This window comes from Escherichia sp. WS1118 (genome assembly GCF_046487695.1).
In the GTDB taxonomy this organism is placed as follows: Bacteria; Pseudomonadota; Gammaproteobacteria; order Enterobacterales; family Enterobacteriaceae; genus Escherichia; species Escherichia coli.
Map to the genome: position 1 here is coordinate 17,407 of NZ_JBJQIZ010000013.1, position 22,445 is coordinate 39,851.

Sequence of the window (22,445 nt, forward strand, 5' to 3'; positions counted from 1 at the left end):
GTCGAGGGGCTTTTTTGTCGATGTGGTCAATGTGTGGACGTGACCAGAAATAAATCCTTTTATTTCATGTGATTAGATATCAAAAAATGTCACCAATAACTGACATTGCGGTGTTTCTCCAGATGTGGCCCATCTGAGGCCGTGTTGGTGCGCAGCTCGAAGGCTACGTCGAGTCTGTTTTGGCAGTCACCTTAAAGTATAGATAGCTGACAAAAAAGGCTCTCGTGCTAAAAAAGGCCCCACTTTCGTGGAGCCTTTATTGTACGCTTTTTACTGTACGATTTCAGTCAAATCTAATTACATAGATTGAGTGAAGGTACGAGTAATAACGTCCTGCTGCTGTTCTTTAGTCAGCGAGTTGAAACGTACTGCGTAGCCAGATACACGGATGGTCAGCTGCGGATATTTTTCCGGGTTTTCCATCGCGTCGAGCAGCATTTCACGGTTCATCACGTTAACGTTCAGGTGCTGACCACCTTCGATGGATGCTTCGTGGTGGAAGTAACCATCCATCAGACCAGCCAGGTTGGTCTTACGAACTTCGTCGTCTTTACCCAGTGCGTTCGGAACGATAGAGAAGGTGTAGGAGATACCATCTTTAGCGTAAGCAAACGGCAGTTTAGCAACGGAAGTCAGAGACGCTACAGCACCTTTCTGGTCACGACCGTGCATCGGGTTAGCACCCGGTCCGAACGGCGCGCCAGCACGACGACCGTCTGGGGTGTTACCAGTTTTCTTACCATACACAACGTTAGAAGTGATGGTCAGAACAGACTGAGTCGGGATAGCGTCACGGTAGGTGTGCAGTTTCTGAATTTTCTTCATGAAACGTTCTACCAGGTCAACAGCCAGGTCATCTACACGCGGATCGTTGTTACCAAACTGCGGGTATTCGCCTTCGATTTCGAAGTCGATAGCCAGACCGTCTTCGTCACGAATCGGTTTAACTTTCGCATATTTGATTGCAGACAGGGAGTCAGCAGCAACGGACAGACCAGCGATACCACATGCCATGGTGCGGATAACGTCACGGTCGTGCAGCGCCATCAGAGAGGCTTCGTAGCTGTACTTGTCGTGCATGTAGTGGATGATGTTCAGTGCAGTGATGTACTGTTTAGCCAGCCAGTCCATGAAGTGATCCATGCGCTCCATCACTTCATCATAGTTCAGGACATCGCCTTTGATCGGTTCAGACTTCGGACCAACCTGCATTTTCAGTTTTTCGTCAACGCCGCCGTTGATTGCGTACAGCATGGTTTTCGCCAGGTTTGCACGCGCACCGAAGAACTGCATTTGTTTACCAACGATCATCGGGCTTACGCAGCAAGCAATAGCGTAGTCATCGTTGTTGAAGTCCGGACGCATCAGGTCATCGTTCTCATACTGCAGAGAAGAGGTGTCGATGGACACTTTAGCGGCGAATTTCTTGAAGTTCAGCGGCAGTTTTTCAGACCACAGAATGGTCATGTTCGGTTCCGGAGACGGACCCATGGTGTACAGGGTGTTCAGGAAACGGAAGCTGTTTTTGGTAACCAGGGTACGACCGTCGAGGCCCATACCACCGATAGATTCGGTTGCCCAGATCGGGTCGCCAGAGAACAGTTCATCGTATTCCGGAGTACGCAGGAAGCGAACCATACGCAGTTTCATGACCAGGTGGTCAACCATTTCCTGCGCTTCTTGTTCGGTGATCTTGCCAGCTTTCAGGTCACGTTCGATGTACACATCCAGGAAGGTGGAGGTACGACCGAAGGACATTGCAGCACCGTTCTGAGACTTAACAGCAGCCAGGTAGCCGAAGTAAGTCCACTGGATAGCTTCCTGAGCGTTGGTAGCCGGACCAGAGATGTCGTAGCCGTATTTCGCAGCCATTTCTTTCATCTGACCCAGAGCGCGGTGCTGTTCAGCGATTTCTTCGCGCAGACGGATAGTCTGTTCCAGGTTTACGCCGTTTTCCAGATCAGCCTGCAGAGAGGTGAACTGTGCAAGTTTGTCTTTCATCAGGTAGTCGATACCGTACAGCGCAACGCGACGGTAGTCACCGATGATACGACCACGGCCATAAGCATCTGGCAGACCGGTCAGAACACCGGATTTACGGCAACGCAGGATGTCCGGAGTGTAAACGTCGAACACGCCCTGGTTGTGAGTTTTACGGTATTCAGTGAAGATTTTTTTGATCATCGGGTCCAGTTCGCGGTTGTACGCTTTGCAGGAACCTTCGATCATTTTGATACCACCGAACGGGATAAGAGCACGTTTCAGCGGAGCTTCAGTCTGCAGACCAACGATTTTCTCAAGCTGCTTGTTGATGTAACCAGCGTCGTGAGAGGTGATGGTGGAAGCAACAGCGGTGTCAAAGTCAACTGGCGCGTGAGTGCGGTTTTCCAGTTTAACGCCTTCCATTACTTTGTCCCACAGGGTGGTGGTCGCTTCAGTAGCGCCAGCCAGGAAGGACTCGTCACCCTCGTACGGAGTGTAGTTTTTCTGAATGAAGTCACGGACGTTTACTTCATTCTGCCAGTCACCTTTGGTAAAACCTTCCCAGGCTGTGGCTAACTTTTCATTAAGCTCGGACATGTAACACCTACCTTCTTAAGTGGATTTTTTATTTACTGCGTACTTCGACAACCATTAATGGTGATCGTTTTCACGCAGGTAAATGACCCAGTATGTCAACCCAACCAACAAACCACCGCCGATAATATTACCGATCGTAACCGGAATCAGGTTATCAGTGATGAAATTCATCACGGTCAGGTGAGAAAAATTTTCCGGTGCAGAACCGACAGCGGTCCAGAATTCCGGAGATGCGAAGTCGCGGATTACAATACCCATCGGGATCATAAACATGTTTGCGATACTGTGCTCAAAACCGCTGGCAACAAACATCGCGACCGGCAGCACCATAATGAACGCTTTGTCCATCAGGCTGCGGCCAGAATAACTCATCCATACTGCCAGACATACCATCAGGTTCGCCAGGATACCAAGACAGACGGCCTCAATAAAAGTATGGTGCACTTTGTGGTCGGCGGTTTGTAGGACGTTTAGTCCCCATTGACCATTTGCGGTCATATACTCGCCGGAAAGCCACATTAAAAGTACAAACAGCAGTGCGCCGACCAGGTTGCCAAAATAAACATTTAGCCAGTTTTTCGCCAACTGACCCCAGGTGATGCGCCCACTCGCCTTGGCAACAACAATCAACACTGTGGAAGTAAAGAGATCGGCTCCGCAGACAACACAAAGAATCAACCCCAGAGAGAAGCAAATGCCGCCAACCAGTTTTGCCATGCCGAAGGGCATTGTACCTGTGCCAGTGGTTGCTGTGATATAGAAGACGAATGCGATTGAGATGAAAACACCGGCGGTAATCGCCAGATAGAAAGTCTTAAGCGGATGTTTCGTTGCTTTATAGACACCTGCCTCTTCGGCCACTTTGGCCATTGCAGCAGGAAGTAAAAGATCAAAAGGGTTGTCAGCTTTCACACTAACTCTCTCTTTATTAAGTCGGCGACGAGATACTAACAAAGCATTATAGATGAGAAATTGATATAGATCATATCTCGCCTGGCTTATAGGCCCGTAACTCGCATGGTTTTTATGCAAATACGGAGTAAATATTTGATTATCCAAATAAAAATAAATTTTAAAAATTAACAAATGAGTTGAATTTTTTCCGCATCCTCCGCTAAAACAGTTAATTAAAAGGGAGCACCTGGCGAATAAAGTAACAATATCGATCGTATTTATTAAATACAAATTACCGATATTTAACCTTATAATTACAATTATTTTATTAATGCAAATATATGTAAAGCGGGGCATTAAAAAAACGCCCCGTAATATAACTCAGACGAATCATTAAGCCTACATTGCGTAGGCTATTTGATTTTATTTTGCCCAGAATGCTGCTTTGGCGCGCTGCAGCTTTTCGTAGGCCTTCAACAACGACTGATGTGCAGCAAACGCGTGCAGATCGCTATCTACTGGTTGCAAGCCATAAAACGCCGCTTCGCCGCTCATTGCCGCACTGGCGGCTTCCACGGCATCTGCGCCGTACATGCGAACAAACGCATTCAGATATTGCAGCGGCTGGCGATCTTCTTCCTGCGCCAGTAATAACAACGTTTGCAGGCAGCGATAATAATTGGCGCGTTCCGGGCTGAATACTGATGAGTTAAACTCCATCGTCCATTCGGTCCAGACCAGAGCCTGTTCCAGATCGCCACCAGCCAGCGCCAGCATGGCTTTTAATTCACCGATACGCAGAGTGTACCAGCCGTTATCCGACCCGGTCGCCAGACCCAACAGTTCACGCACGCGGGTAAAGTCATCAAAACCTTCTTCATCCAGTTGCTCGATGAGGTTCAGGTAATCTTCCTTTTCCCACTCGCTACCTGGTAGCGAAAGAATCGTTTCACGTAAATGGCTGCCCATACTGTTATTCGCCAGCCACAGATCTTCAGCCGGATAAATATCGGACATGCCAGGCACGATAATACGGCAAGCGTAGACACCCAGATGCTCGTAATCGGCAATATAAACTTCTTTATCTTCCTTTTTGAAGATAGCCATCAGCGTGGCGAACTCTTCTTCCGTGGTGCCGGAGAAGCTCCAGTCAACAAACGGATAATCGGCATCCTGCTTGAACAGGTCCCAGGAGATTAAACCGCTGGAATCGATAAAGTGCGTTTCGAGGTTGGTATGTTCAGCGACTTCTTCATCATCGAAGGTTGGTGGAGTAAACACATCCAGATCTTTCAGGCCACGACCTTGCAGCAGCTCGGTCACGGTACGTTCCAGTGCAACGCCAAAATCAGGATGCGCACCGAATGAGGCAAAGCAGGTACCGTTAGCAGGATTGAACAGTACCACGCAAATCACCGGATACTGGCCGCCAAGCGAACCGTCATAAGCGAAGATCGGGAAACCTTCCGCTTCCAGCGTTTCGATCGCTTCAACTACTGCTGGATAACGTGCCAGCACGTCTGCCGGGATTTCCGGCAAGCTGATGCTTTCAGCAATAATGCGGTTTTTCACGTAACGTTCGAAAACTTCGGACAACCCCTGAACGCGTGCTTCGTTACGGGTATTGCCAGCAGACATACCGTTAGAAACGTACAAGTTACCAATGATATTCATCGGAATATAAATGGTCTGATTGTCGGACTGGCGCGTAAACGGTAGACCGCAAATACCACGATCTTCGTTACCGGATTGCAGGTCAATCAGCATACTACCGGTCAGTTCATTCTCCGGATCGTAAAATGCGCGCAGACGGTCATCGAGCAGCCCTTCTGGTACATCGTCATTTTCGGTCAGTGGGAACCATTTTTCGTTGGGATAATGCACGAATGGGCCGTTGGCGATGGTTTCGCCCAGCCAGAAGTCCGCAAAAAAGTAGTTGGTTGAGAGACGCTCGAAATATTCACCGAGGGCAGAAGCCAGCGCCGCTTTTTTGGTTGCGCCTTTACCGTTGGTAAAACACAGTGCGCACTCTTTGTCGCGAATATGTACAGACCAGACATTAGGCACGGGATTCAGCCAGGAGGCCTCTTCAATCTGAAAACCGAGGTCTGAAAGTTTTTGCTGGAAGCGTGCGATGGAATCTTCCAGAGCGGCATCTTTGCCGGGGATAAATGTTTGCGTCATGAAAATCACTTTAGTCGTACGGAAAGCGCGCAATAATACGGGTTTTATCTCAAAGGCGCTATCACCGCCGCCATGCCGATGAACTGTTGGCTATGCTTTTAGCGGATAAACCACGATAAGAGCATAAAAATGAAGGCGTTCGATCTCCACCGTATGGCATTTGATAAAGTGCCTTTTGATTTCCTTGGCGAAGTTGCACTACGTAGTCTTTATACCTTTGTACTGGTTTTTTTGTTCCTCAAAATGACCGGAAGACGCGGTGTGCGGCAGATGTCGCTGTTTGAAGTGTTAATCATTCTGACACTGGGTTCAGCGGCGGGAGATGTGGCGTTTTATGATGATGTGCCGATGGTCCCGGTACTTATCGTCTTTATTACTCTGGCGTTGTTATACCGCCTGGTAATGTGGTTGATGGCGCACAGTGAAAAACTGGAATATCTTCTGGAAGGCAAGCCGGTTGTCATTATTGAAGATGGCGAGCTGGCCTGGTCGAAACTCAATAACTCCAACATGACGGAATTTGAGTTCTTTATGGAGCTACGATTGCGCGGTGTAGAGCAGTTGGGGCAGGTACGTCTGGCGATTCTCGAAACCAACGGGCAAATCAGTGTTTATTTCTTTGAAGATGACAAGGTGAAACCGGGATTACTTATTTTACCCAGTGACTGTACTCAGCGTTACAAAGTGGTGCCGGAGTCGGCGGACTATGCCTGCATCCGTTGCAGTGAAATCATTCATATGAACGCGGGGGAAAAACAATTATGTCCGCGCTGTGCAAATCCAGAATGGACGAAGGCAAGTCGAGCTAAACGGGTGACCTGACAGCAAAAACATCGGCTTTTTGCTAATAATCCGAGAGATTCTTTTGTGTGATGCAAGCCACATTTTTGCCCTCAACGGTTTTACTCATTGCGATGTGTGTCACTGAATGATAAAACCGATAGCCACTGGAATAATGTATTGCCTGTGGTCGCAATTGATTGACCGCGGGTTAATGGCAACGCAACGTGGTGAGGGGAAATGGCTCAAATCTTCAATTTTAGTTCTGGTCCGGCAATGCTACCGGCAGAGGTGCTTAAACAGGCTCAACAGGAACTGCGCGACTGGAACGGTCTTGGTACGTCGGTGATGGAAGTGAGTCACCGTGGCAAAGAGTTCATTCAGGTTGCAGAGGAAGCCGAGAAGGATTTTCGCGATCTTCTTAACGTCCCCTCCAACTACAAGGTATTGTTCTGCCATGGCGGTGGTCGCGGTCAATTTGCTGCTGTACCGCTGAATATTCTTGGTGATAAAACCACTGCAGATTATGTTGATGCGGGTTACTGGGCAGCAAGTGCTATCAAAGAAGCGAAAAAATACTGCACACCAAATGTGTTTGATGCGAAAGTGACCGTTGATGGTCTTCGCGCAGTTAAGCCAATGAGTGAATGGCAACTCTCTGATAATGCTGCTTATATGCATTACTGCCCGAACGAAACCATTGACGGTATCGCTATCGATGAAACACCAGACTTCGGTAAAGACGTGGTGGTCGCCGCTGACTTCTCTTCAACCATTCTTTCCCGTCCGATTGATGTCAGCCGTTATGGTGTAATTTACGCTGGCGCGCAGAAAAATATCGGCCCGGCTGGCCTGACAATCGTCATCGTTCGTGAAGATTTGCTGGGCAAAGCGAATATCGCCTGCCCATCGATTCTGGATTACTCCATCCTCAACGATAACGATTCCATGTTCAACACGCCGCCGACATTTGCCTGGTACTTATCTGGCCTGGTCTTCAAATGGCTGAAAGCGAACGGCGGTGTGGTTGCAATGGATAAGATCAATCAGCAAAAAGCAGAACTGCTGTATGGGGTGATTGATAACAGCGATTTCTACCGCAATGATGTGGCGAAAGCTAACCGTTCGCGGATGAACGTGCCGTTCCAGTTGGCGGATAGCGCGCTTGATAAATTGTTCCTCGAAGAGTCTTTCGCTGCGGGCTTACATGCGCTGAAAGGCCACCGAGTGGTCGGCGGAATGCGTGCGTCTATTTATAACGCCATGCCACTGGAAGGCGTTAAAGCGCTGACAGACTTCATGGTTGAGTTCGAACGCCGTCACGGCTAATGTCGAAATTTTGCATAATCCCCACAGCCAGCCTGTGGGGTTTTTATTTCTGTTGTAGAGAGTTGAGTTCATGGAATCCCTAACGTTACAACCCATCGCTCGTGTCGATGGCACTATTAATCTGCCCGGTTCCAAGAGCGTTTCTAACCGCGCTTTATTGCTGGCAGCATTAGCACACGGCAAAACAGTATTAACCAATCTGCTGGATAGCGATGACGTGCGCCATATGCTGAATGCATTAACAGCGTTAGGGGTAAACTATACGCTTTCAGCCGATCGTACGCGTTGCGAAATTATCGGTAACGGTGGGCCATTACACGCAGAAAGTGCCCGGGAGTTGTTCCTCGGTAACGCCGGAACGGCAATGCGTCCGCTGGCGGCAGCACTTTGCCTGGGTAGCAATGATATTGTACTGACCGGTGAACCGCGAATGAAAGAACGCCCGATTGGTCATCTGGTGGATGCGCTGCGCCAGGGCGGGGCGAAGATCACTTACCTGGAACAAGAAAATTATCCGCCATTGCGTTTACAGGGCGGCTTTACTGGCGGCAACGTTGATGTTGATGGCTCCGTTTCAAGCCAGTTCCTCACCGCACTGTTAATGACTGCACCTCTTGCGCCGGAAGATACGGTGATTCGTATTAAAGGCGATCTGGTTTCTAAACCTTATATCGACATCACACTCAATCTGATGAAGACGTTTGGTGTTGAAATTGAAAATCAGCACTATCAACAATTTGTCGTAAAAGGGGGGCAGTCTTACCAGTCTCCGGGCACTTATTTGGTTGAAGGCGATGCATCTTCGGCTTCTTATTTCCTGGCAGCAGCAGCAATCAGAGGCGGCACTGTAAAAGTGACCGGCATTGGACGCAACAGTATGCAGGGTGATATTCGCTTTGCTGATGTTCTGGAAAAAATGGGCGCGACCATTTGCTGGGGCGATGATTATATTTCCTGCACGCGTGGTGAACTGAACGCCATTGATATGGATATGAACCATATTCCCGATGCGGCGATGACCATTGCCACCGCGGCGTTATTTGCAAAAGGCACCACCACGCTGCGCAATATCTATAACTGGCGTGTTAAAGAGACCGATCGCCTGTTTGCGATGGCAACAGAACTGCGTAAAGTCGGTGCGGAAGTCGAAGAGGGGCATGATTTCATTCGCATTACGCCACCGGAAAAACTGAAATTTGCTGAGATCGCCACTTATAATGATCACCGGATGGCGATGTGTTTCTCGCTGGTCGCATTATCAGATACGCCTGTGACGATTCTTGATCCAAAATGTACCGCTAAAACTTTTCCAGACTATTTCGAGCAATTGGCGCGGATAAGTCAACCCGGCTGAATGAATAACGGGCGATAACATAGACAATCCTTTCTTTTCAAAGACGTCGGCACATTGCCGGCGTTTTTTTTCGGACCTTGTGGGGTATTTTTATTAATGGTAGCGTTAATTATCAATGTAACTTGTTGATACATAATGTTTATATATAATTAATCAACGGATGATTCACATGAAGAATACTAAATTATTGCTGGCGATTGCGACCTCTGCAGCCTTACTGACAGGATGTCAGAATACGCACGGTATTAATACCGATTTGGCTATCAGCTCAGGTCTGAATGCTTATAAAGCCGCAACATTAAGCGATGCTGATGCTAAAGCAATCGCCAATCAGGGCTGTGTCGAAATGGACAGCGGCAATAAAGTGGCAAGCAAATCCAGCAAGTACGGGAAACGTCTGGCAAAAATCGCCAAAGCATTGGGTAACAATATTAATGGCACGCCAGTCAACTATAAGGTTTATATGACCAGCGACGTCAACGCATGGGCGATGGCGAACGGTTGTGTTCGTGTCTACAGTGGCCTGATGGACATGATGAACGACAACGAAATTGAAGGCGTTCTGGGCCATGAACTGGGCCACGTCGCGTTGGGTCACTCGCTGGCTGAAATGAAAGCTTCTTATGCGATCGTGGCCGCACGCGATGCCATTTCAGCTACCAGCGGTGTGGCTTCCCAGCTTTCCCGTTCACAATTAGGTGATATCGCAGAAGGCGCTATCAATGCTAAATACTCCCGTGATAAAGAATCCGAAGCAGATGATTTCTCTTTTGATCTGTTGAAGAAACGTGGCATCAGTACCCAGGGGCTGGTTGGTAGCTTTGAAAAACTGGCCAGCCTGGATGGCGGTCGCACCCAGTCCATGTTTGATTCTCACCCACCATCAACAGAGCGTGCGCAACACATCCGTGATCGTATCGCCTCTGGTAAGTAAATCATTGTCATCTTTCGGGCTGGTCTTCTGCCAGCCCGCTATAATTGCGCAATAAATCCCCATCTGAATACAGACAAAACTGGTTTTTGCACACAACGTTAACGATTTGTGGCGTCGGCGCGTATAATGCGCGCGGTTATGTTAACGGTACGCCTGTTTTAAGGAGATAAAGATGACGGCAATTGCCCCGGTTATTACCATTGATGGCCCAAGCGGTGCAGGGAAAGGCACCTTGTGTAAGGCTATGGCGGAAGCGTTGCAATGGCATCTGCTGGATTCGGGTGCAATTTATCGCGTACTGGCACTAGCGGCATTACATCACCATGTTGATGTTGCATCGGAAGATGCGCTGGTGCCGCTGGCATCCCATCTGGATGTACGTTTTGTGTCAACCAACGGTAATCTGGAAGTGATCCTCGAAGGGGAAGATGTCAGCGGCGAAATTCGTACTCAGGAAGTGGCGAATGCTGCTTCACAAGTCGCGGCATTCCCACGCGTTCGTGAAGCATTATTGCGTCGCCAACGCGCGTTTCGCGAATTACCAGGCCTGATTGCCGATGGCCGCGACATGGGAACGGTGGTATTCCCTGATGCGCCAGTGAAAATTTTCCTTGACGCCTCCTCGGAAGAACGTGCGCATCGCCGCATGCTACAGTTGCAGGAGAAGGGCTTTAGTGTTAACTTTGAGCGCCTTTTGGCCGAGATCAAAGAACGCGACGACCGCGATCGTAACCGAGCGGTAGCGCCACTGGTTCCGGCAGTCGATGCTTTAGTGTTGGATTCCACCACCTTAAGCATTGAGCAAGTGATTGAAAAAGCGCTACAATACGCGCGCCAGAAATTGGCTCTCGCATAAGCGACCGAATTTGCAGTACCCCCGTTGCAATGGAATGACAGCGGGTATGTTAAACAACCCCATCCGGCATGGAGCCAGGTGGACGTTAAATATAAACCTGAAGATTAAACATGACTGAATCTTTTGCTCAACTCTTTGAAGAGTCCTTAAAAGAAATCGAAACCCGCCCGGGTTCTATCGTTCGTGGCGTTGTTGTTGCTATCGACAAAGACGTAGTACTGGTTGACGCTGGTCTGAAATCTGAGTCCGCCATCCCGGCTGAGCAGTTCAAAAACGCCCAGGGCGAGCTGGAAATCCAGGTAGGTGACGAAGTTGACGTTGCTCTGGACGCAGTAGAAGACGGCTTCGGTGAAACTCTGCTGTCCCGTGAGAAAGCTAAACGTCACGAAGCCTGGATCACGCTGGAAAAAGCTTACGAAGATGCTGAAACTGTTACCGGTGTTATCAACGGCAAAGTTAAGGGCGGCTTCACTGTTGAGCTGAACGGTATTCGTGCGTTCCTGCCAGGTTCTCTGGTAGACGTTCGTCCGGTGCGTGACACTCTGCACCTGGAAGGCAAAGAGCTTGAATTCAAAGTAATCAAGCTGGATCAGAAGCGCAACAACGTTGTTGTTTCTCGTCGTGCCGTTATCGAATCCGAAAACAGCGCAGAGCGCGATCAGCTGCTGGAAAACCTGCAGGAAGGCATGGAAGTTAAAGGTATCGTTAAGAACCTCACTGACTACGGTGCATTCGTTGATCTGGGCGGCGTTGACGGCCTGCTGCACATCACTGACATGGCCTGGAAACGCGTTAAGCATCCGAGCGAAATCGTCAACGTGGGCGACGAAATCACTGTTAAAGTGCTGAAGTTCGACCGCGAACGTACCCGTGTATCCCTGGGCCTGAAACAGCTGGGCGAAGATCCGTGGGTAGCTATCGCTAAACGTTATCCGGAAGGTACCAAACTGACTGGTCGCGTGACCAACCTGACCGACTACGGCTGCTTCGTTGAAATCGAAGAAGGCGTTGAAGGCCTGGTACACGTTTCCGAAATGGATTGGACCAACAAAAACATCCACCCGTCCAAAGTTGTTAACGTTGGCGATGTAGTGGAAGTTATGGTTCTGGATATCGACGAAGAACGTCGTCGTATCTCCCTGGGTCTGAAACAGTGCAAAGCTAACCCGTGGCAGCAGTTCGCGGAAACCCACAACAAGGGCGACCGTGTTGAAGGTAAAATCAAGTCTATCACTGACTTCGGTATCTTCATCGGCCTGGATGGCGGCATCGACGGCCTGGTTCACCTGTCTGACATCTCCTGGAACGTTGCAGGCGAAGAAGCAGTTCGTGAATACAAAAAAGGCGACGAAATCGCTGCAGTTGTTCTGCAGGTTGACGCAGAACGTGAACGTATCTCCCTGGGCGTTAAACAGCTCGCAGAAGATCCGTTCAACAACTGGGTTGCTCTGAACAAGAAAGGCGCTATCGTAACCGGTAAAGTAACTGCAGTTGACGCTAAAGGCGCAACCGTAGAACTGGCTGACGGCGTTGAAGGTTACCTGCGTGCTTCTGAAGCATCCCGTGACCGCGTTGAAGACGCTACCCTGGTTCTGAGCGTTGGCGACGAAGTTGAAGCTAAATTCACCGGCGTTGATCGTAAAAACCGCGCAATCAGCCTGTCTGTTCGTGCGAAAGACGAAGCTGACGAGAAAGATGCAATCGCAACTGTTAACAAACAGGAAGATGCAAACTTCTCCAACAACGCAATGGCTGAAGCTTTCAAAGCAGCTAAAGGCGAGTAATTCTCTGACTCTTCGGGATTTTTATTCCGAAGTTTGTTGAGTTTACTTGACAGATTGCAGGTTTCGTCCTGTAATCAAGCACTAAGGGCGGCTACGGCCGCCCTTAATCAATGCAGCAACAGCAGCCGCTTAATTTGCCTTTAAGGAACCGGAGGAATCATGACCAAGTCAGAATTGATAGAAAGACTTGCCACCCAGCAATCGCACATTCCCGCCAAGACGGTTGAAGATGCAGTAAAAGAGATGCTGGAGCATATGGCCTCGACTCTTGCGCAGGGCGAGCGTATTGAAATCCGCGGTTTCGGCAGTTTCTCTTTGCACTACCGCGCACCACGTACCGGACGTAATCCGAAGACTGGCGATAAAGTAGAACTGGAAGGAAAATACGTTCCTCACTTTAAACCAGGTAAAGAACTGCGCGATCGCGCCAATATTTACGGTTAAGTTTTTACTCAAACTTGAACGCGAGAAAAGCACCTGTCGGGTGCTTTTTTCATTTCTCTAATCTGGAACTGGAAGCTGCCTCGCAGAGTTTTGAGCAGTTTTCACCCTATCGTTAAATTCTTCTGAACGTGCCTCGGGGAACGCAAAACTCCCACCAGACAACCGTTCAACAAAGTTGCACACTTTCTATAAACAGGGAGGGTGCATGAAAATAACGACAGTCGGCGTATGCATAATTTGCGGAATTTTTCCGTTGCTGATTTTGCCCCAATTGCCTGGGACAGTAACCCTTGCGTTTCTGACTATCTTCGCCTGTGTACTGGCATTTATCCCTGTTAAAACCGTCCGTTATATCGTGCTGACGTTGCTGTTTTTCGTTTGGGGCATATTAGCAGCAAAGCAAATTTTGTGGGCAGGAGAAACCTTAACTGGCGCGACGCAGGATGCAATTGTTGAGATCATTGCTACTGACGGCATGACCACTCATTACGGTCAAATTACTCATCTACAAGGTCGACGTATATTCCCTGCGCCAGGCCTCGTACTGTATGGCGAATATCTTCCGCAAGCGGTTTGTGCCGGACAAGTATGGTCAATGAAACTCAAAGTTCGTGCAGTTCATGGTCAACTTAATGATGGCGGCTTTGATAGCCAGCGTTATGCCATTGCCCAGCATCAACCGCTCACCGGCCGTTTTCTGCAGGCAAGTGTCATTGAACCGAATTGTAGCCTGCGTGCACAGTATCTGGCGTCACTACAAACAACGCTGCAACCCTATATGTGGAACGCGGTTATTCTTGGATTAGGTATGGGGGAACGGTTATCCGTCCCCAAAGAAATCAAAAATATCATGCGTGATACTGGAACGGCGCATTTAATGGCAATATCAGGATTGCACATCGCTTTTGCGGCGTTGCTGGCTGCAGGACTCATTCGCGGTGGGCAAGTTTTTCTGCCTGGGTGCTGGATCCACTGGCAAATGCCATTAATTGGTGGAATCTGCTGTGCTGCTTTTTATGCCTGGCTTACGGGAATGCAACCTCCTGCATTGCGTACCGTGGTGGCGCTTGCCATTTGGGGAATGCTTAAGTTAAGTGGACGACAATGGAGTGGCTGGGATGTATGGATATGTTGTCTGGCGGCAATTTTGCTGATGGATCCTGTTGCCATTCTCTCGCAAAGTTTATGGCTCTCTGCCGCTGCGGTCGCGGCACTGATTTTTTGGTATCAGTGGTTTCCCTGTCCGGAGTGGCAGCTGCCGCCGGTATTGCGCGTGGTTGTTTCCCTCATCCATCTGCAACTGGGAATCACCCTCCTGCTTATGCCCGTGCAAATTGTCATATTTCATGGCATTAGTCTGACCTCGTTTATTGCAAATCTTTTTGCAATTCCCCTGGTGACATTTATCACGGTTCCGTTGATTCTCGCCGCGATGGTTGTGCATTTAAGCGGGCCGTTTATTCTGGAACAAGGGTTATGGTTTCTTGCCGACCGGTCTTTGGCTTTACTTTTCTGGGGGTTAAAGAGTTTGCCGGAAGGGTGGATCAACATTGCTGAACGTTGGCAATGGCTAACATTTTCCCCATGGTTCTTACTGGTGGTATGGCGATTAAACGCCTGGCGAACGTTGCCAGCAATGTGTGTGGCTGTAGGCTTGCTGATGTGCTTGCCGCTGTGGCAAAAACCTCGACCTGACGAGTGGCAAGTGTACATGCTTGATGTCGGGCAAGGGCTGGCAATGGTCATTGCGCGAAACGGCAAAGCGATTCTCTATGACACGGGACTGGCCTGGCCCGAAGGGGATAGTGGGCAACAACTGATTATCCCCTGGCTCCACTGGCATAATCTTGAACCGGAAGGCGTTATTTTGAGTCATGAACATCTGGATCACCGGGGAGGGCTGGACTCAATATTGCACACATGGCCGATGTTATGGATCCGAAGTCCGTTAAACTGGGAACATCATCAGCCCTGTGTGCGTGGTGAAGCGTGGCAATGGCAAGGATTGCGTTTCAGCGCGCACTGGCCTTTACAAGGTAGCAACGATAAAGGAAATAACCATTCCTGTGTGGTTAAGATTGATGACGGGACGAATAGCATTCTTCTAACCGGTGATATTGAAGCCCCCGCTGAACAAAAGATGCTAAGCCGTTACTGGCAGCAAATGCAGGCAACATTACTTCAGGTACCTCACCATGGCAGTAATACCTCATCATCGTTGCCATTAATTCAGCGAGTGAATGGAAAAGTGGCACTCGCATCGGCATCGCGCTATAACGCATGGCGACTGCCCTCAAGCAAAGTTAAACATCGCTATCAACAACAGGGTTATAAGTGGCTTGATACTCCACATCAGGGTCAAATAACGGTCAATTTTTCAGCGCAAGGCTGGCGGATTAGCAGCCTCAGAGAGCAAATTTTACCTCGTTGGTATCATCAGTGGTTTGGCGTGCCAGTGGATAACGGGTAGAATATGCGGCTATTTCAACAAATGCTGGTTTTTTGAATGCATAACGACAAAGATCTCTCTACGTGGCAGACGTTCCGCCGACTGTGGCCAACCATTGCGCCTTTTAAAGCGGGTCTGATCGTGGCGGGCGTAGCGTTAATCCTCAACGCAGCCAGCGATACCTTCATGTTATCGCTCCTTAAGCCACTTCTTGATGATGGCTTTGGTAAAACAGATCGCTCCGTGCTGATGTGGATGCCGCTGGTGGTGATCGGGCTGATGATTTTACGTGGTATCACCAGCTATATCTCCAGCTACTGTATCTCCTGGGTATCAGGAAAGGTGGTAATGACTATGCGTCGCCGCCTGTTTGGTCACATGATGGGAATGCCGGTTTCATTCTTTGACAAACAGTCAACGGGTACGCTGTTGTCACGTATCACCTACGATTCCGAACAGGTCGCTTCTTCTTCTTCCGGCGCACTGATTACTGTTGTGCGTGAAGGTGCGTCGATCATCGGCCTGTTCATCATGATGTTCTATTACAGTTGGCAACTGTCGATCATTTTGATTGTGCTGGCACCGATTGTTTCGATTGCGATTCGCGTTGTATCGAAGCGTTTTCGCAACATCAGTAAAAACATGCAGAACACCATGGGGCAGGTGACCACCAGCGCCGAACAAATGCTGAAAGGCCATAAAGAAGTATTGATTTTCGGTGGTCAGGAAGTGGAAACGAAACGCTTCGATAAAGTCAGTAACCGAATGCGTCTTCAGGGGATGAAAATGGTTTCAGCCTCTTCTATCTCTGATCCGATCATTCAGCTGATCGCCTCTTTGGCGCTGGCGTTTGTTCTGTATGCAGCAAGCTTCCCAAGTGTCATGGATAGCCTGACTGCCGGTACGATTACCGTTGTTTTCTCTTCAATGATTGCACTTATGCGTCCGCTGAAATCGCTGACCAACGTTAACGCCCAGTTCCAGCGTGGTATGGCGGCTTGTCAGACGCTGTTTACCATTCTGGACAGTGAGCAGGAGAAAGACGAAGGTAAGCGCGTGATCGAGCGTGCAACTGGCGACGTGGAATTTCGCAATGTCACCTTTACTTATCCAGGACGTGACGTGCCCGCATTGCGTAACATCAACCTGAAAATTCCGGCAGGGAAGACGGTTGCTCTGGTTGGACGATCTGGTTCAGGTAAATCAACCATCGCCAGCCTAATCACACGTTTTTACGATATTGATGAAGGCGAAATCCTGATGGATGGTCACGATCTGCGCGAGTATACCCTGGCGTCATTACGTAACCAGGTTGCTCTGGTGTCGCAGAATGTCCATCTGTTTAACGATACGGTTGCCAACAACATTGCTTACGCAAGGACTGAACAGTACAGCCGTGAGCAAATTGAAGAAGCTGCGCGTATGGCCTACGCCATGGACTTCATCAATAAGATGGATAACGGTCTCGATACAGTCATTGGTGAAAACGGCGTGTTGCTCTCTGGCGGTCAGCGTCAGCGTATTGCTATCGCTCGAGCCTTGTTGCGTGATAGCCCGATACTGATTCTGGACGAAGCTACCTCGGCGTTGGATACCGAATCCGAACGTGCGATTCAGGCGGCACTGGATGAGTTGCAGAAAAACCGTACCTCTCTGGTGATTGCCCACCGCTTGTCTACCATTGAAAAGGCAGACGAAATCGTGGTTGTCGAGGATGGTGTCATTGTGGAACGCGGTACGCATAACGATTTGCTTGAGCACCGTGGCGTTTACGCGCAACTTCACAAAATGCAGTTTGGCCAATGATCGAAAAAATCTGGTCTGGTGAATCCCCTTTATGGCGGCTATTGCTGCCACTCTCCTGGTTGTATGGCCTGGTGAGTGGCGCGATCCGTCTTTGCTATAAACTAAAACTGAAGCGCGCCTGGCGTGCCCCCATACCGGTTGTCGTGGTTGGTAATCTCACCGCAGGCGGCAACGGAAAAACCCCGGTCGTTGTCTGGCTGGTGGAACAGCTGCAACAGCGCGGTATTCGCGTGGGGGTTGTATCGCGGGGATATGGTGGTAAGGCTGAATCTTATCCGCTGTTATTGTCGGCAGATACCACCACAGCACAGGCGGGTGATGAACCTGTGTTGATTTATCAACGCACTGGCGCACCTGTTGCGGTTTCTCCCGTGCGTTCTGACGCGGTAAATGCCATTCTGGCGCAACACCCTGATGTGCAGATCATCGTAACCGACGATGGTTTACAGCATTATCGTCTGGCGCGTGATGTGGAAATTGTCGTTATTGATGGTGTGCGTCGCTTTGGCAATGGCTGGTGGTTGCCGGCGGGGCCAATGCGTGAGCGAGCGGGGCGCTTAAAGTCGGTTGATGCGGTAATCGTCAACGGCGGTGTCCCCCGCAGCGGTGAAATCCCCATGCATCTGCTGCCGGGTCAGGCGGTGAATTTACGTACCGGTACTCGTTGTGACGTTGCTCAGCTTGAACATGTAGTGGCGATGGCGGGGATTGGACATCCGCCGCGCTTTTTTGCCACGCTGAAGATGTGTGGCGTACAACCGGAAAAATGTGTACCGCTGGCCGATCATCAGTCTTTGAATCATGCGGATGTCAGCGCGTTGGTAAGCGCCGGGCAAACGCTGGTAATGACTGAAAAAGATGCGGTGAAATGCCGGGCCTTTGCAGAAGAAAATTGGTGGTATTTGCCTGTAGACGCACAGCTTTCAGGTGATGAACCAGCGAAACTGCTTGCGCAACTAACCTCGCTGGCTTCTGGCAACTAGTTACGCCGCGGCAGCGTTCGATTGATGGAGTCATGAATGTCGCTGCCGCACCTCTCTCTTGCTGATGCGCGTAATCTTCACCTCGCCGCGCAAGGCCTGTTAAACAAACCCCGCCGTCGAGCGTCGTTGGAGGATATTCCGGCAACGATCTCCCGCATGTCCTTGCTGCAAATCGATACCATTAATATTGTTGCCCGTAGCCCATATCTGGTGCTTTTCAGTCGTCTGGGAAATTATCCTGCCCAGTGGCTGGATGAGTCTCTGGCGCGTGGCGAATTAATGGAATACTGGGCGCATGAAGCCTGCTTTATGCCGCGTAGCGATTTTCGTCTTATTCGCCACCGCATGCTGGCACCTGAAAAAATGGGCTGGAAATACAAAGACGCCTGGATGCAGGAACATGCGGCGGAAATTGCACAGTTAATTCAGCATATTCATGATAAGGGGCCGGTACGTTCAGCCGATTTCGAGCATCCTCGTAAAGGGGCGAGCGGCTGGTGGGAGTGGAAGCCGCATAAACGACATCTGGAAGGTTTATTTACTGCCGGAAAGGTGATGGTGATTGAACGGCGCAACTTCCAGCGCGTTTATGATTTAACTCACCGTGTCATGCCTGACTGGGATGATGAGCGCGATCTCGTTTCGCAAGCAGAAGCAGAAATCATCATGCTGGATAACAGTGCGCGTAGCCTGGGCATATTCCGCGAACAGTGGCTGGCAGATTACTATCGGCTGAAACGTCCGGCACTGGCGGCTTGGCGCGAAGCGAGGGCTGAACTGCAGCAAATCATTGCTGTGCATGTTGAAAAATTGGGCAATCTTTGGCTGCATGCTGATTTGCTGCCGCTACTCGAGCGTGCGCTCGCCGGAAAGCTCACTGCAACGCACAGCGCGGTACTTTCGCCTTTTGATCCTGTTGTCTGGGATCGCAAACGCGCAGAGCAGCTTTTTGATTTTAGCTACCGGCTGGAGTGCTATACCCCAGCGCCGAAACGCCAGTATGGCTATTTTGTTCTGCCGTTATTACATCGTGGGCAATTAGTTGGGCGAATGGATGCCAAAATGCATCGCCAGACAGGCATCCTTGAAGTTATCTCTCTGTGGTTACAGGAAGGCATTAAACCAACGACAACGCTGCAAAAAGGGTTACGTCAGGCGATTACTGATTTCGCTAACTGGCAGCAGGCAACGCGGGTGACATTAGGACGCTGCCCGCAAGGCCTCTTTACTGATTGCCGCACCGGCTGGGAAATAGACCCCGTCGCATAAATGATTATGATAAGATTTATGCATTCATAACCCGATCCATCTGGAGGAACTATGGATCATCGTCTGCCTGAAATCATTGCCTGCCCGGTTTGCAACGGAAAACTTTGGTATAACCAGGAAAAACAAGAACTTATTTGCAAACTGGACAACCTGGCTTTCCCGCTGCGCGATGGTATTCCAGTGTTGCTGGAAACGGAAGCCCGCGTGCTGACTGCTGATGAGAGTAAATCATGAGTTTTGTGGTCATTATTCCCGCGCGCTACGCGTCCACGCGTCTGCCCGGTAAACCATTGGTTGATATTAACGGCAAACCCATGATTGTTCATGTTCTTGAACGCGCGCGCGAATCAGGTGCCGAGCGCATCATCGTGGCAACCGATCATGAGGATGTTGCCCGCGCTGTTGAAGCCGCTGGCGGTGAAGTATGTATGACGCGCGCCGATCATCAGTCAGGAACAGAACGTCTGGCGGAAGTTGTCGAAAAATGCGCATTCAGCGACGACACGGTGATCGTTAATGTGCAGGGGGATGAACCGATGATCCCTGCGACAATCATTCGTCAGGTTGCTGATAATCTCGCCCAGCGTCAGGTGGGTATGGCGACTCTGGCGGTGCCAATCCACAATGCGGAGGAAGCGTTTAACCCGAATGCGGTGAAAGTGGTCCTCGACGCTGAAGGGTATGCACTGTACTTCTCTCGCGCCACCATTCCTTGGGATCGTGATCGTTTTGCAAAAGGCCTTGAAACCGTTGGCGATAACTTCCTGCGTCATCTTGGTATTTATGGCTACCGTGCAGGCTTTATCCGTCGTTACGTCAACTGGCAGCCAAGTCCGTTAGAACACATCGAAATGTTAGAGCAGCTTCGTGTTCTGTGGTACGGCGAAAAAATCCATGTTGCTGTCGCCCAGGAAGTTCCTGGCACAGGTGTGGATACCCCTGAAGATCTCGAGCGCGTTCGCGCTGAAATGCGCTAATTTCACTTCACGACACTCCAGCCAATTTTGGGAGGAGTGTCGTACCGTTACGATTTTCCTCAATTTTTCTTTTCAACAATTGATCTCATTCAGGTGACATCTTTTATATTGGCGCTCATTATGAAAGCAGTAGCTTTTATGAGGGTAATCTGAATGGAACAGCTGCGTGCCGAATTAAGCCATTTACTGGGCGAAAAACTCAGTCGTATTGAGTGCGTCAATGAAAAAGCGGATACGGCGTTGTGGGCTTTGTATGACAGCCAGGGAAACCCAATGCCGTTAATGGCAAGAAGCTTTAGTACGCCCGGAAAAGCCCGACAACTGGCATGGAAAACCACCATGCTGGCAAGAAGTGGGACTGTCCGTATGCCGACTATTTATGGTGTGATGACGCATGAAGAACACCCCGGCCCCGATGTCCTGCTACTGGAGCGAATGCGTGGTGTTTCGGTGGAGGCACCAGCCCGAACACCAGAACGCTGGGAACAACTCAAAGATCAAATCGTTGAAGCCTTACTGGCCTGGCACCGTCAGGACAGTCGCGGTTGCGTCGGCGCGGTCGACAATACTCAGGAAAATTTCTGGCCCTCATGGTACCGGCAACATGTTGAAGTGCTATGGACCACGCTCAATCAGTTCAATAACACCGGTCTAACGATGCAGGATAAGCGGATCCTGTTTCGCACTCGCGAATGTCTCCCGGCATTATTTGAAGGCTTTAACGACAATTGTGTACTGATTCACGGTAACTTCTGTTTACGTAGCATGCTGAAAGATTCGCGCAGCGATCAGTTACTGGCGATGGTCGGACCGGGACTAATGCTTTGGGCACCGCGAGAATACGAACTGTTCCGACTAATGGATAATTCTCTGGCGGAAGATTTGCTCTGGAGTTATCTGCAACGCGCGCCAGTGGCGGAGTCGTTCATCTGGCGGCGTTGGTTGTATGTGTTATGGGATGAAGTTGCGCAACTGGTCAACACCGGACGATTTAGTCGGCGTAACTTCGATCTGGCATCAAAATCACTCTTGCCGTGGCTCGCCTGACGAACCTTTTAGCCACTGCCAGATGCGGCCAAGCGTTTCATAGCCAACACGATCGCTATGCATCAACCAAACCGGAGAAGGGATTGCCCGTTCCCACGGATTAAGCGGCGAGTCGATGGCCAACTGATTCGCCGGGGCTGGCAGCGGATTTAGCCCTTCCTGCTGAAAAAAGATCATCGCCCGCGGCAGATGTGATGCGGAGGTCACCAGCAGGAAAGGGGCGTCACCAATTGCCTGTTTCACTGCCGCAGCTTCTTCTTCGGTATCTTTTGGCAAATCCAGAGTGATAATTTGCTCGCACGGCACGCCCAGCGATTGCGCAACTCTTGCACCTACTTCGGCTGTACTCACCGTATTGGTTTTTGCTACGCCTCCCGTGAAGATCAGTTTTGATCCCGGATTTTCGCGCCATAAGCGAATACCTTCATTCAGGCGGGGCAGACTGTTATTGATTAAATTCGAGCTTGGTGCCCACTGCGGGTTCCAGGTATAACCACCTCCGAGCACCACGATATAGTCCACTTTTTGCGAATTATTCCATGTCGGATAGGTGCTTTCGATGGGACGCAGCAGGCGGTCGGCTACCGGTTGCAAACTCAATAACAAGAGCGCCAGCCACCCAATGCTAATAAAAATCTTCCCGGTTTTTTGAAAACGGCTAAACCACAGCAGCGCCAGGCCAGCGCCAATAATCAACAACATCAGCGGAAGTGGCAGCAACATATTGCCAATCACTTTTTTCAGTGTAAAAAGCATCCTTTCTGGTTCCTTTTTT

The 22,445-nt window shown here is 49.8% G+C and carries 18 protein-coding genes; 14 read left to right on the forward strand and 4 right to left on the reverse strand.

Going from position 1 to position 22,445, the window contains the following annotated elements; genetic code table 11:
* Nucleotides 1-297: 297 nt before the first annotated feature.
* From pflB to ycaO, 3 genes are all read right to left on the reverse strand, one after another.
* A complete protein-coding gene (gene pflB / locus ACJHYO_RS19505; protein ID WP_001292822.1) occupies nucleotides 298-2,580 on the reverse strand; it encodes a formate C-acetyltransferase in 2,283 nt (760 codons plus the stop codon).
* 54 nt (nucleotides 2,581-2,634) lie between these two features.
* Nucleotides 2,635-3,492, reverse strand: a complete 858-nt coding sequence (focA, locus tag ACJHYO_RS19510; RefSeq protein ID WP_000642546.1) for a formate transporter FocA — start codon at nucleotides 3,490-3,492, stop codon at nucleotides 2,635-2,637.
* 405 nt (nucleotides 3,493-3,897) lie between these two features.
* Entirely contained in the window at nucleotides 3,898-5,658 is a 1,761-nt protein-coding gene (gene ycaO / locus ACJHYO_RS19515) for a 30S ribosomal protein S12 methylthiotransferase accessory factor YcaO (RefSeq protein WP_000194829.1), read from the reverse strand.
* A gap of 129 nt (nucleotides 5,659-5,787) precedes the next feature.
* Between ycaO and ACJHYO_RS19520 the strand changes: the two genes are divergently transcribed.
* From ACJHYO_RS19520 to ACJHYO_RS19585, 14 genes are all read left to right on the forward strand, one after another.
* Nucleotides 5,788-6,480, forward strand: a complete 693-nt coding sequence (locus ACJHYO_RS19520) for a DUF421 domain-containing protein (RefSeq protein ID WP_000642856.1) — start codon at nucleotides 5,788-5,790, stop codon at nucleotides 6,478-6,480.
* 198 nt (nucleotides 6,481-6,678) lie between these two features.
* Nucleotides 6,679-7,767 (forward strand): 3-phosphoserine/phosphohydroxythreonine transaminase, encoded by a 1,089-nt coding sequence (gene serC, locus ACJHYO_RS19525; protein ID WP_000057159.1) that lies wholly within the window; start codon nucleotides 6,679-6,681, stop codon nucleotides 7,765-7,767.
* A 70-nt stretch (nucleotides 7,768-7,837) separates the two neighbouring features.
* Nucleotides 7,838-9,121 (forward strand): 3-phosphoshikimate 1-carboxyvinyltransferase, encoded by a 1,284-nt coding sequence (gene aroA, locus ACJHYO_RS19530; RefSeq protein WP_001764391.1) that lies wholly within the window; start codon nucleotides 7,838-7,840, stop codon nucleotides 9,119-9,121.
* Between the two features lie 169 nt (nucleotides 9,122-9,290).
* Nucleotides 9,291-10,055 carry a metallopeptidase YcaL gene (gene ycaL, locus ACJHYO_RS19535; RefSeq protein WP_001313710.1) on the forward strand — a complete coding sequence of 255 codons (765 nt, stop codon included), beginning with the start codon at nucleotides 9,291-9,293 and terminating at the stop codon, nucleotides 10,053-10,055.
* Nucleotides 10,056-10,227: 172 nt separating this feature from the next.
* On the forward strand, nucleotides 10,228-10,911 hold the full coding sequence (gene cmk, locus ACJHYO_RS19540; RefSeq protein WP_001524427.1) for a (d)CMP kinase: 684 nt from the start codon (nucleotides 10,228-10,230) through the stop codon (nucleotides 10,909-10,911).
* A 110-nt stretch (nucleotides 10,912-11,021) separates the two neighbouring features.
* Nucleotides 11,022-12,695, forward strand: a complete 1,674-nt coding sequence (rpsA, locus tag ACJHYO_RS19545; protein WP_000140327.1) for a 30S ribosomal protein S1 — start codon at nucleotides 11,022-11,024, stop codon at nucleotides 12,693-12,695.
* A 159-nt stretch (nucleotides 12,696-12,854) separates the two neighbouring features.
* Nucleotides 12,855-13,139, forward strand: coding sequence for an integration host factor subunit beta (gene ihfB / locus ACJHYO_RS19550; RefSeq protein WP_000167336.1), 285 nt, complete (start codon nucleotides 12,855-12,857; stop codon nucleotides 13,137-13,139).
* Between the two features lie 205 nt (nucleotides 13,140-13,344).
* Nucleotides 13,345-15,609 (forward strand): ComEC family protein, encoded by a 2,265-nt coding sequence (locus ACJHYO_RS19555; protein ID WP_085455262.1) that lies wholly within the window; start codon nucleotides 13,345-13,347, stop codon nucleotides 15,607-15,609.
* A gap of 36 nt (nucleotides 15,610-15,645) precedes the next feature.
* Nucleotides 15,646-17,394 carry a lipid A ABC transporter ATP-binding protein/permease MsbA gene (gene msbA / locus ACJHYO_RS19560; RefSeq protein WP_000551259.1) on the forward strand — a complete coding sequence of 583 codons (1,749 nt, stop codon included), beginning with the start codon at nucleotides 15,646-15,648 and terminating at the stop codon, nucleotides 17,392-17,394.
* Nucleotides 17,391-18,377, forward strand: a complete 987-nt coding sequence (gene lpxK, locus ACJHYO_RS19565) for a tetraacyldisaccharide 4'-kinase (protein WP_000570512.1) — start codon at nucleotides 17,391-17,393, stop codon at nucleotides 18,375-18,377. The genes msbA and lpxK overlap by 4 nt, the downstream gene beginning before the upstream one ends.
* A gap of 36 nt (nucleotides 18,378-18,413) precedes the next feature.
* Nucleotides 18,414-19,646, forward strand: a complete 1,233-nt coding sequence (gene ycaQ / locus ACJHYO_RS19570) for a crosslink repair DNA glycosylase YcaQ (protein ID WP_000056511.1) — start codon at nucleotides 18,414-18,416, stop codon at nucleotides 19,644-19,646.
* A 51-nt stretch (nucleotides 19,647-19,697) separates the two neighbouring features.
* Nucleotides 19,698-19,880: a protein YcaR gene (gene ycaR, locus ACJHYO_RS19575; protein WP_000350072.1), complete on the forward strand. Its 183-nt coding sequence runs from the start codon at nucleotides 19,698-19,700 to the stop codon at nucleotides 19,878-19,880.
* Nucleotides 19,877-20,623, forward strand: a complete 747-nt coding sequence (gene kdsB, locus ACJHYO_RS19580; protein WP_000011612.1) for a 3-deoxy-manno-octulosonate cytidylyltransferase — start codon at nucleotides 19,877-19,879, stop codon at nucleotides 20,621-20,623. Before ycaR ends, kdsB begins: the two co-directional genes overlap by 4 nt.
* A gap of 153 nt (nucleotides 20,624-20,776) precedes the next feature.
* Nucleotides 20,777-21,670, forward strand: a complete 894-nt coding sequence (locus ACJHYO_RS19585) for a YcbJ family phosphotransferase (protein ID WP_000436922.1) — start codon at nucleotides 20,777-20,779, stop codon at nucleotides 21,668-21,670.
* On the opposite strand, the gene elyC is transcribed toward ACJHYO_RS19585, so the two are convergent.
* On the reverse strand, nucleotides 21,647-22,426 hold the full coding sequence (gene elyC, locus ACJHYO_RS19590; RefSeq protein WP_085455263.1) for an envelope biogenesis factor ElyC: 780 nt from the start codon (nucleotides 22,424-22,426) through the stop codon (nucleotides 21,647-21,649). The genes ACJHYO_RS19585 and elyC overlap by 24 nt on opposite strands.
* Nucleotides 22,427-22,445: the final 19 nt, after the last annotated feature.

Excerpts from the sequence above, each read along its gene's own strand:
- pflB (WP_001292822.1), bottom strand. The coding sequence starts at position 2,580 with ATGTCCGAGCTTAATGAAAAGTTAGCCACAGCCTGGGAAGGTTTTACC.
- ycaO (WP_000194829.1), bottom strand. The coding sequence starts at position 5,658 with ATGACGCAAACATTTATCCCCGGCAAAGATGCCGCTCTGGAAGATTCC.
- ACJHYO_RS19520 (WP_000642856.1), top strand. The coding sequence starts at position 5,788 with ATGAAGGCGTTCGATCTCCACCGTATGGCATTTGATAAAGTGCCTTTT.
- serC (WP_000057159.1), top strand. The coding sequence starts at position 6,679 with ATGGCTCAAATCTTCAATTTTAGTTCTGGTCCGGCAATGCTACCGGCA.
- aroA (WP_001764391.1), top strand. The coding sequence starts at position 7,838 with ATGGAATCCCTAACGTTACAACCCATCGCTCGTGTCGATGGCACTATT.
- ycaL (WP_001313710.1), top strand. The coding sequence starts at position 9,291 with ATGAAGAATACTAAATTATTGCTGGCGATTGCGACCTCTGCAGCCTTA.
- cmk (WP_001524427.1), top strand. The coding sequence starts at position 10,228 with ATGACGGCAATTGCCCCGGTTATTACCATTGATGGCCCAAGCGGTGCA.
- rpsA (WP_000140327.1), top strand. The coding sequence starts at position 11,022 with ATGACTGAATCTTTTGCTCAACTCTTTGAAGAGTCCTTAAAAGAAATC.
- ihfB (WP_000167336.1), top strand. The coding sequence starts at position 12,855 with ATGACCAAGTCAGAATTGATAGAAAGACTTGCCACCCAGCAATCGCAC.
- ACJHYO_RS19555 (WP_085455262.1), top strand. The coding sequence starts at position 13,345 with ATGAAAATAACGACAGTCGGCGTATGCATAATTTGCGGAATTTTTCCG.
- msbA (WP_000551259.1), top strand. The coding sequence starts at position 15,646 with ATGCATAACGACAAAGATCTCTCTACGTGGCAGACGTTCCGCCGACTG.
- lpxK (WP_000570512.1), top strand. The coding sequence starts at position 17,391 with ATGATCGAAAAAATCTGGTCTGGTGAATCCCCTTTATGGCGGCTATTG.
- ycaQ (WP_000056511.1), top strand. The coding sequence starts at position 18,414 with ATGTCGCTGCCGCACCTCTCTCTTGCTGATGCGCGTAATCTTCACCTC.
- ycaR (WP_000350072.1), top strand. The coding sequence starts at position 19,698 with ATGGATCATCGTCTGCCTGAAATCATTGCCTGCCCGGTTTGCAACGGA.
- kdsB (WP_000011612.1), top strand. The coding sequence starts at position 19,877 with ATGAGTTTTGTGGTCATTATTCCCGCGCGCTACGCGTCCACGCGTCTG.
- ACJHYO_RS19585 (WP_000436922.1), top strand. The coding sequence starts at position 20,777 with ATGGAACAGCTGCGTGCCGAATTAAGCCATTTACTGGGCGAAAAACTC.
- elyC (WP_085455263.1), bottom strand. The coding sequence starts at position 22,426 with ATGCTTTTTACACTGAAAAAAGTGATTGGCAATATGTTGCTGCCACTT.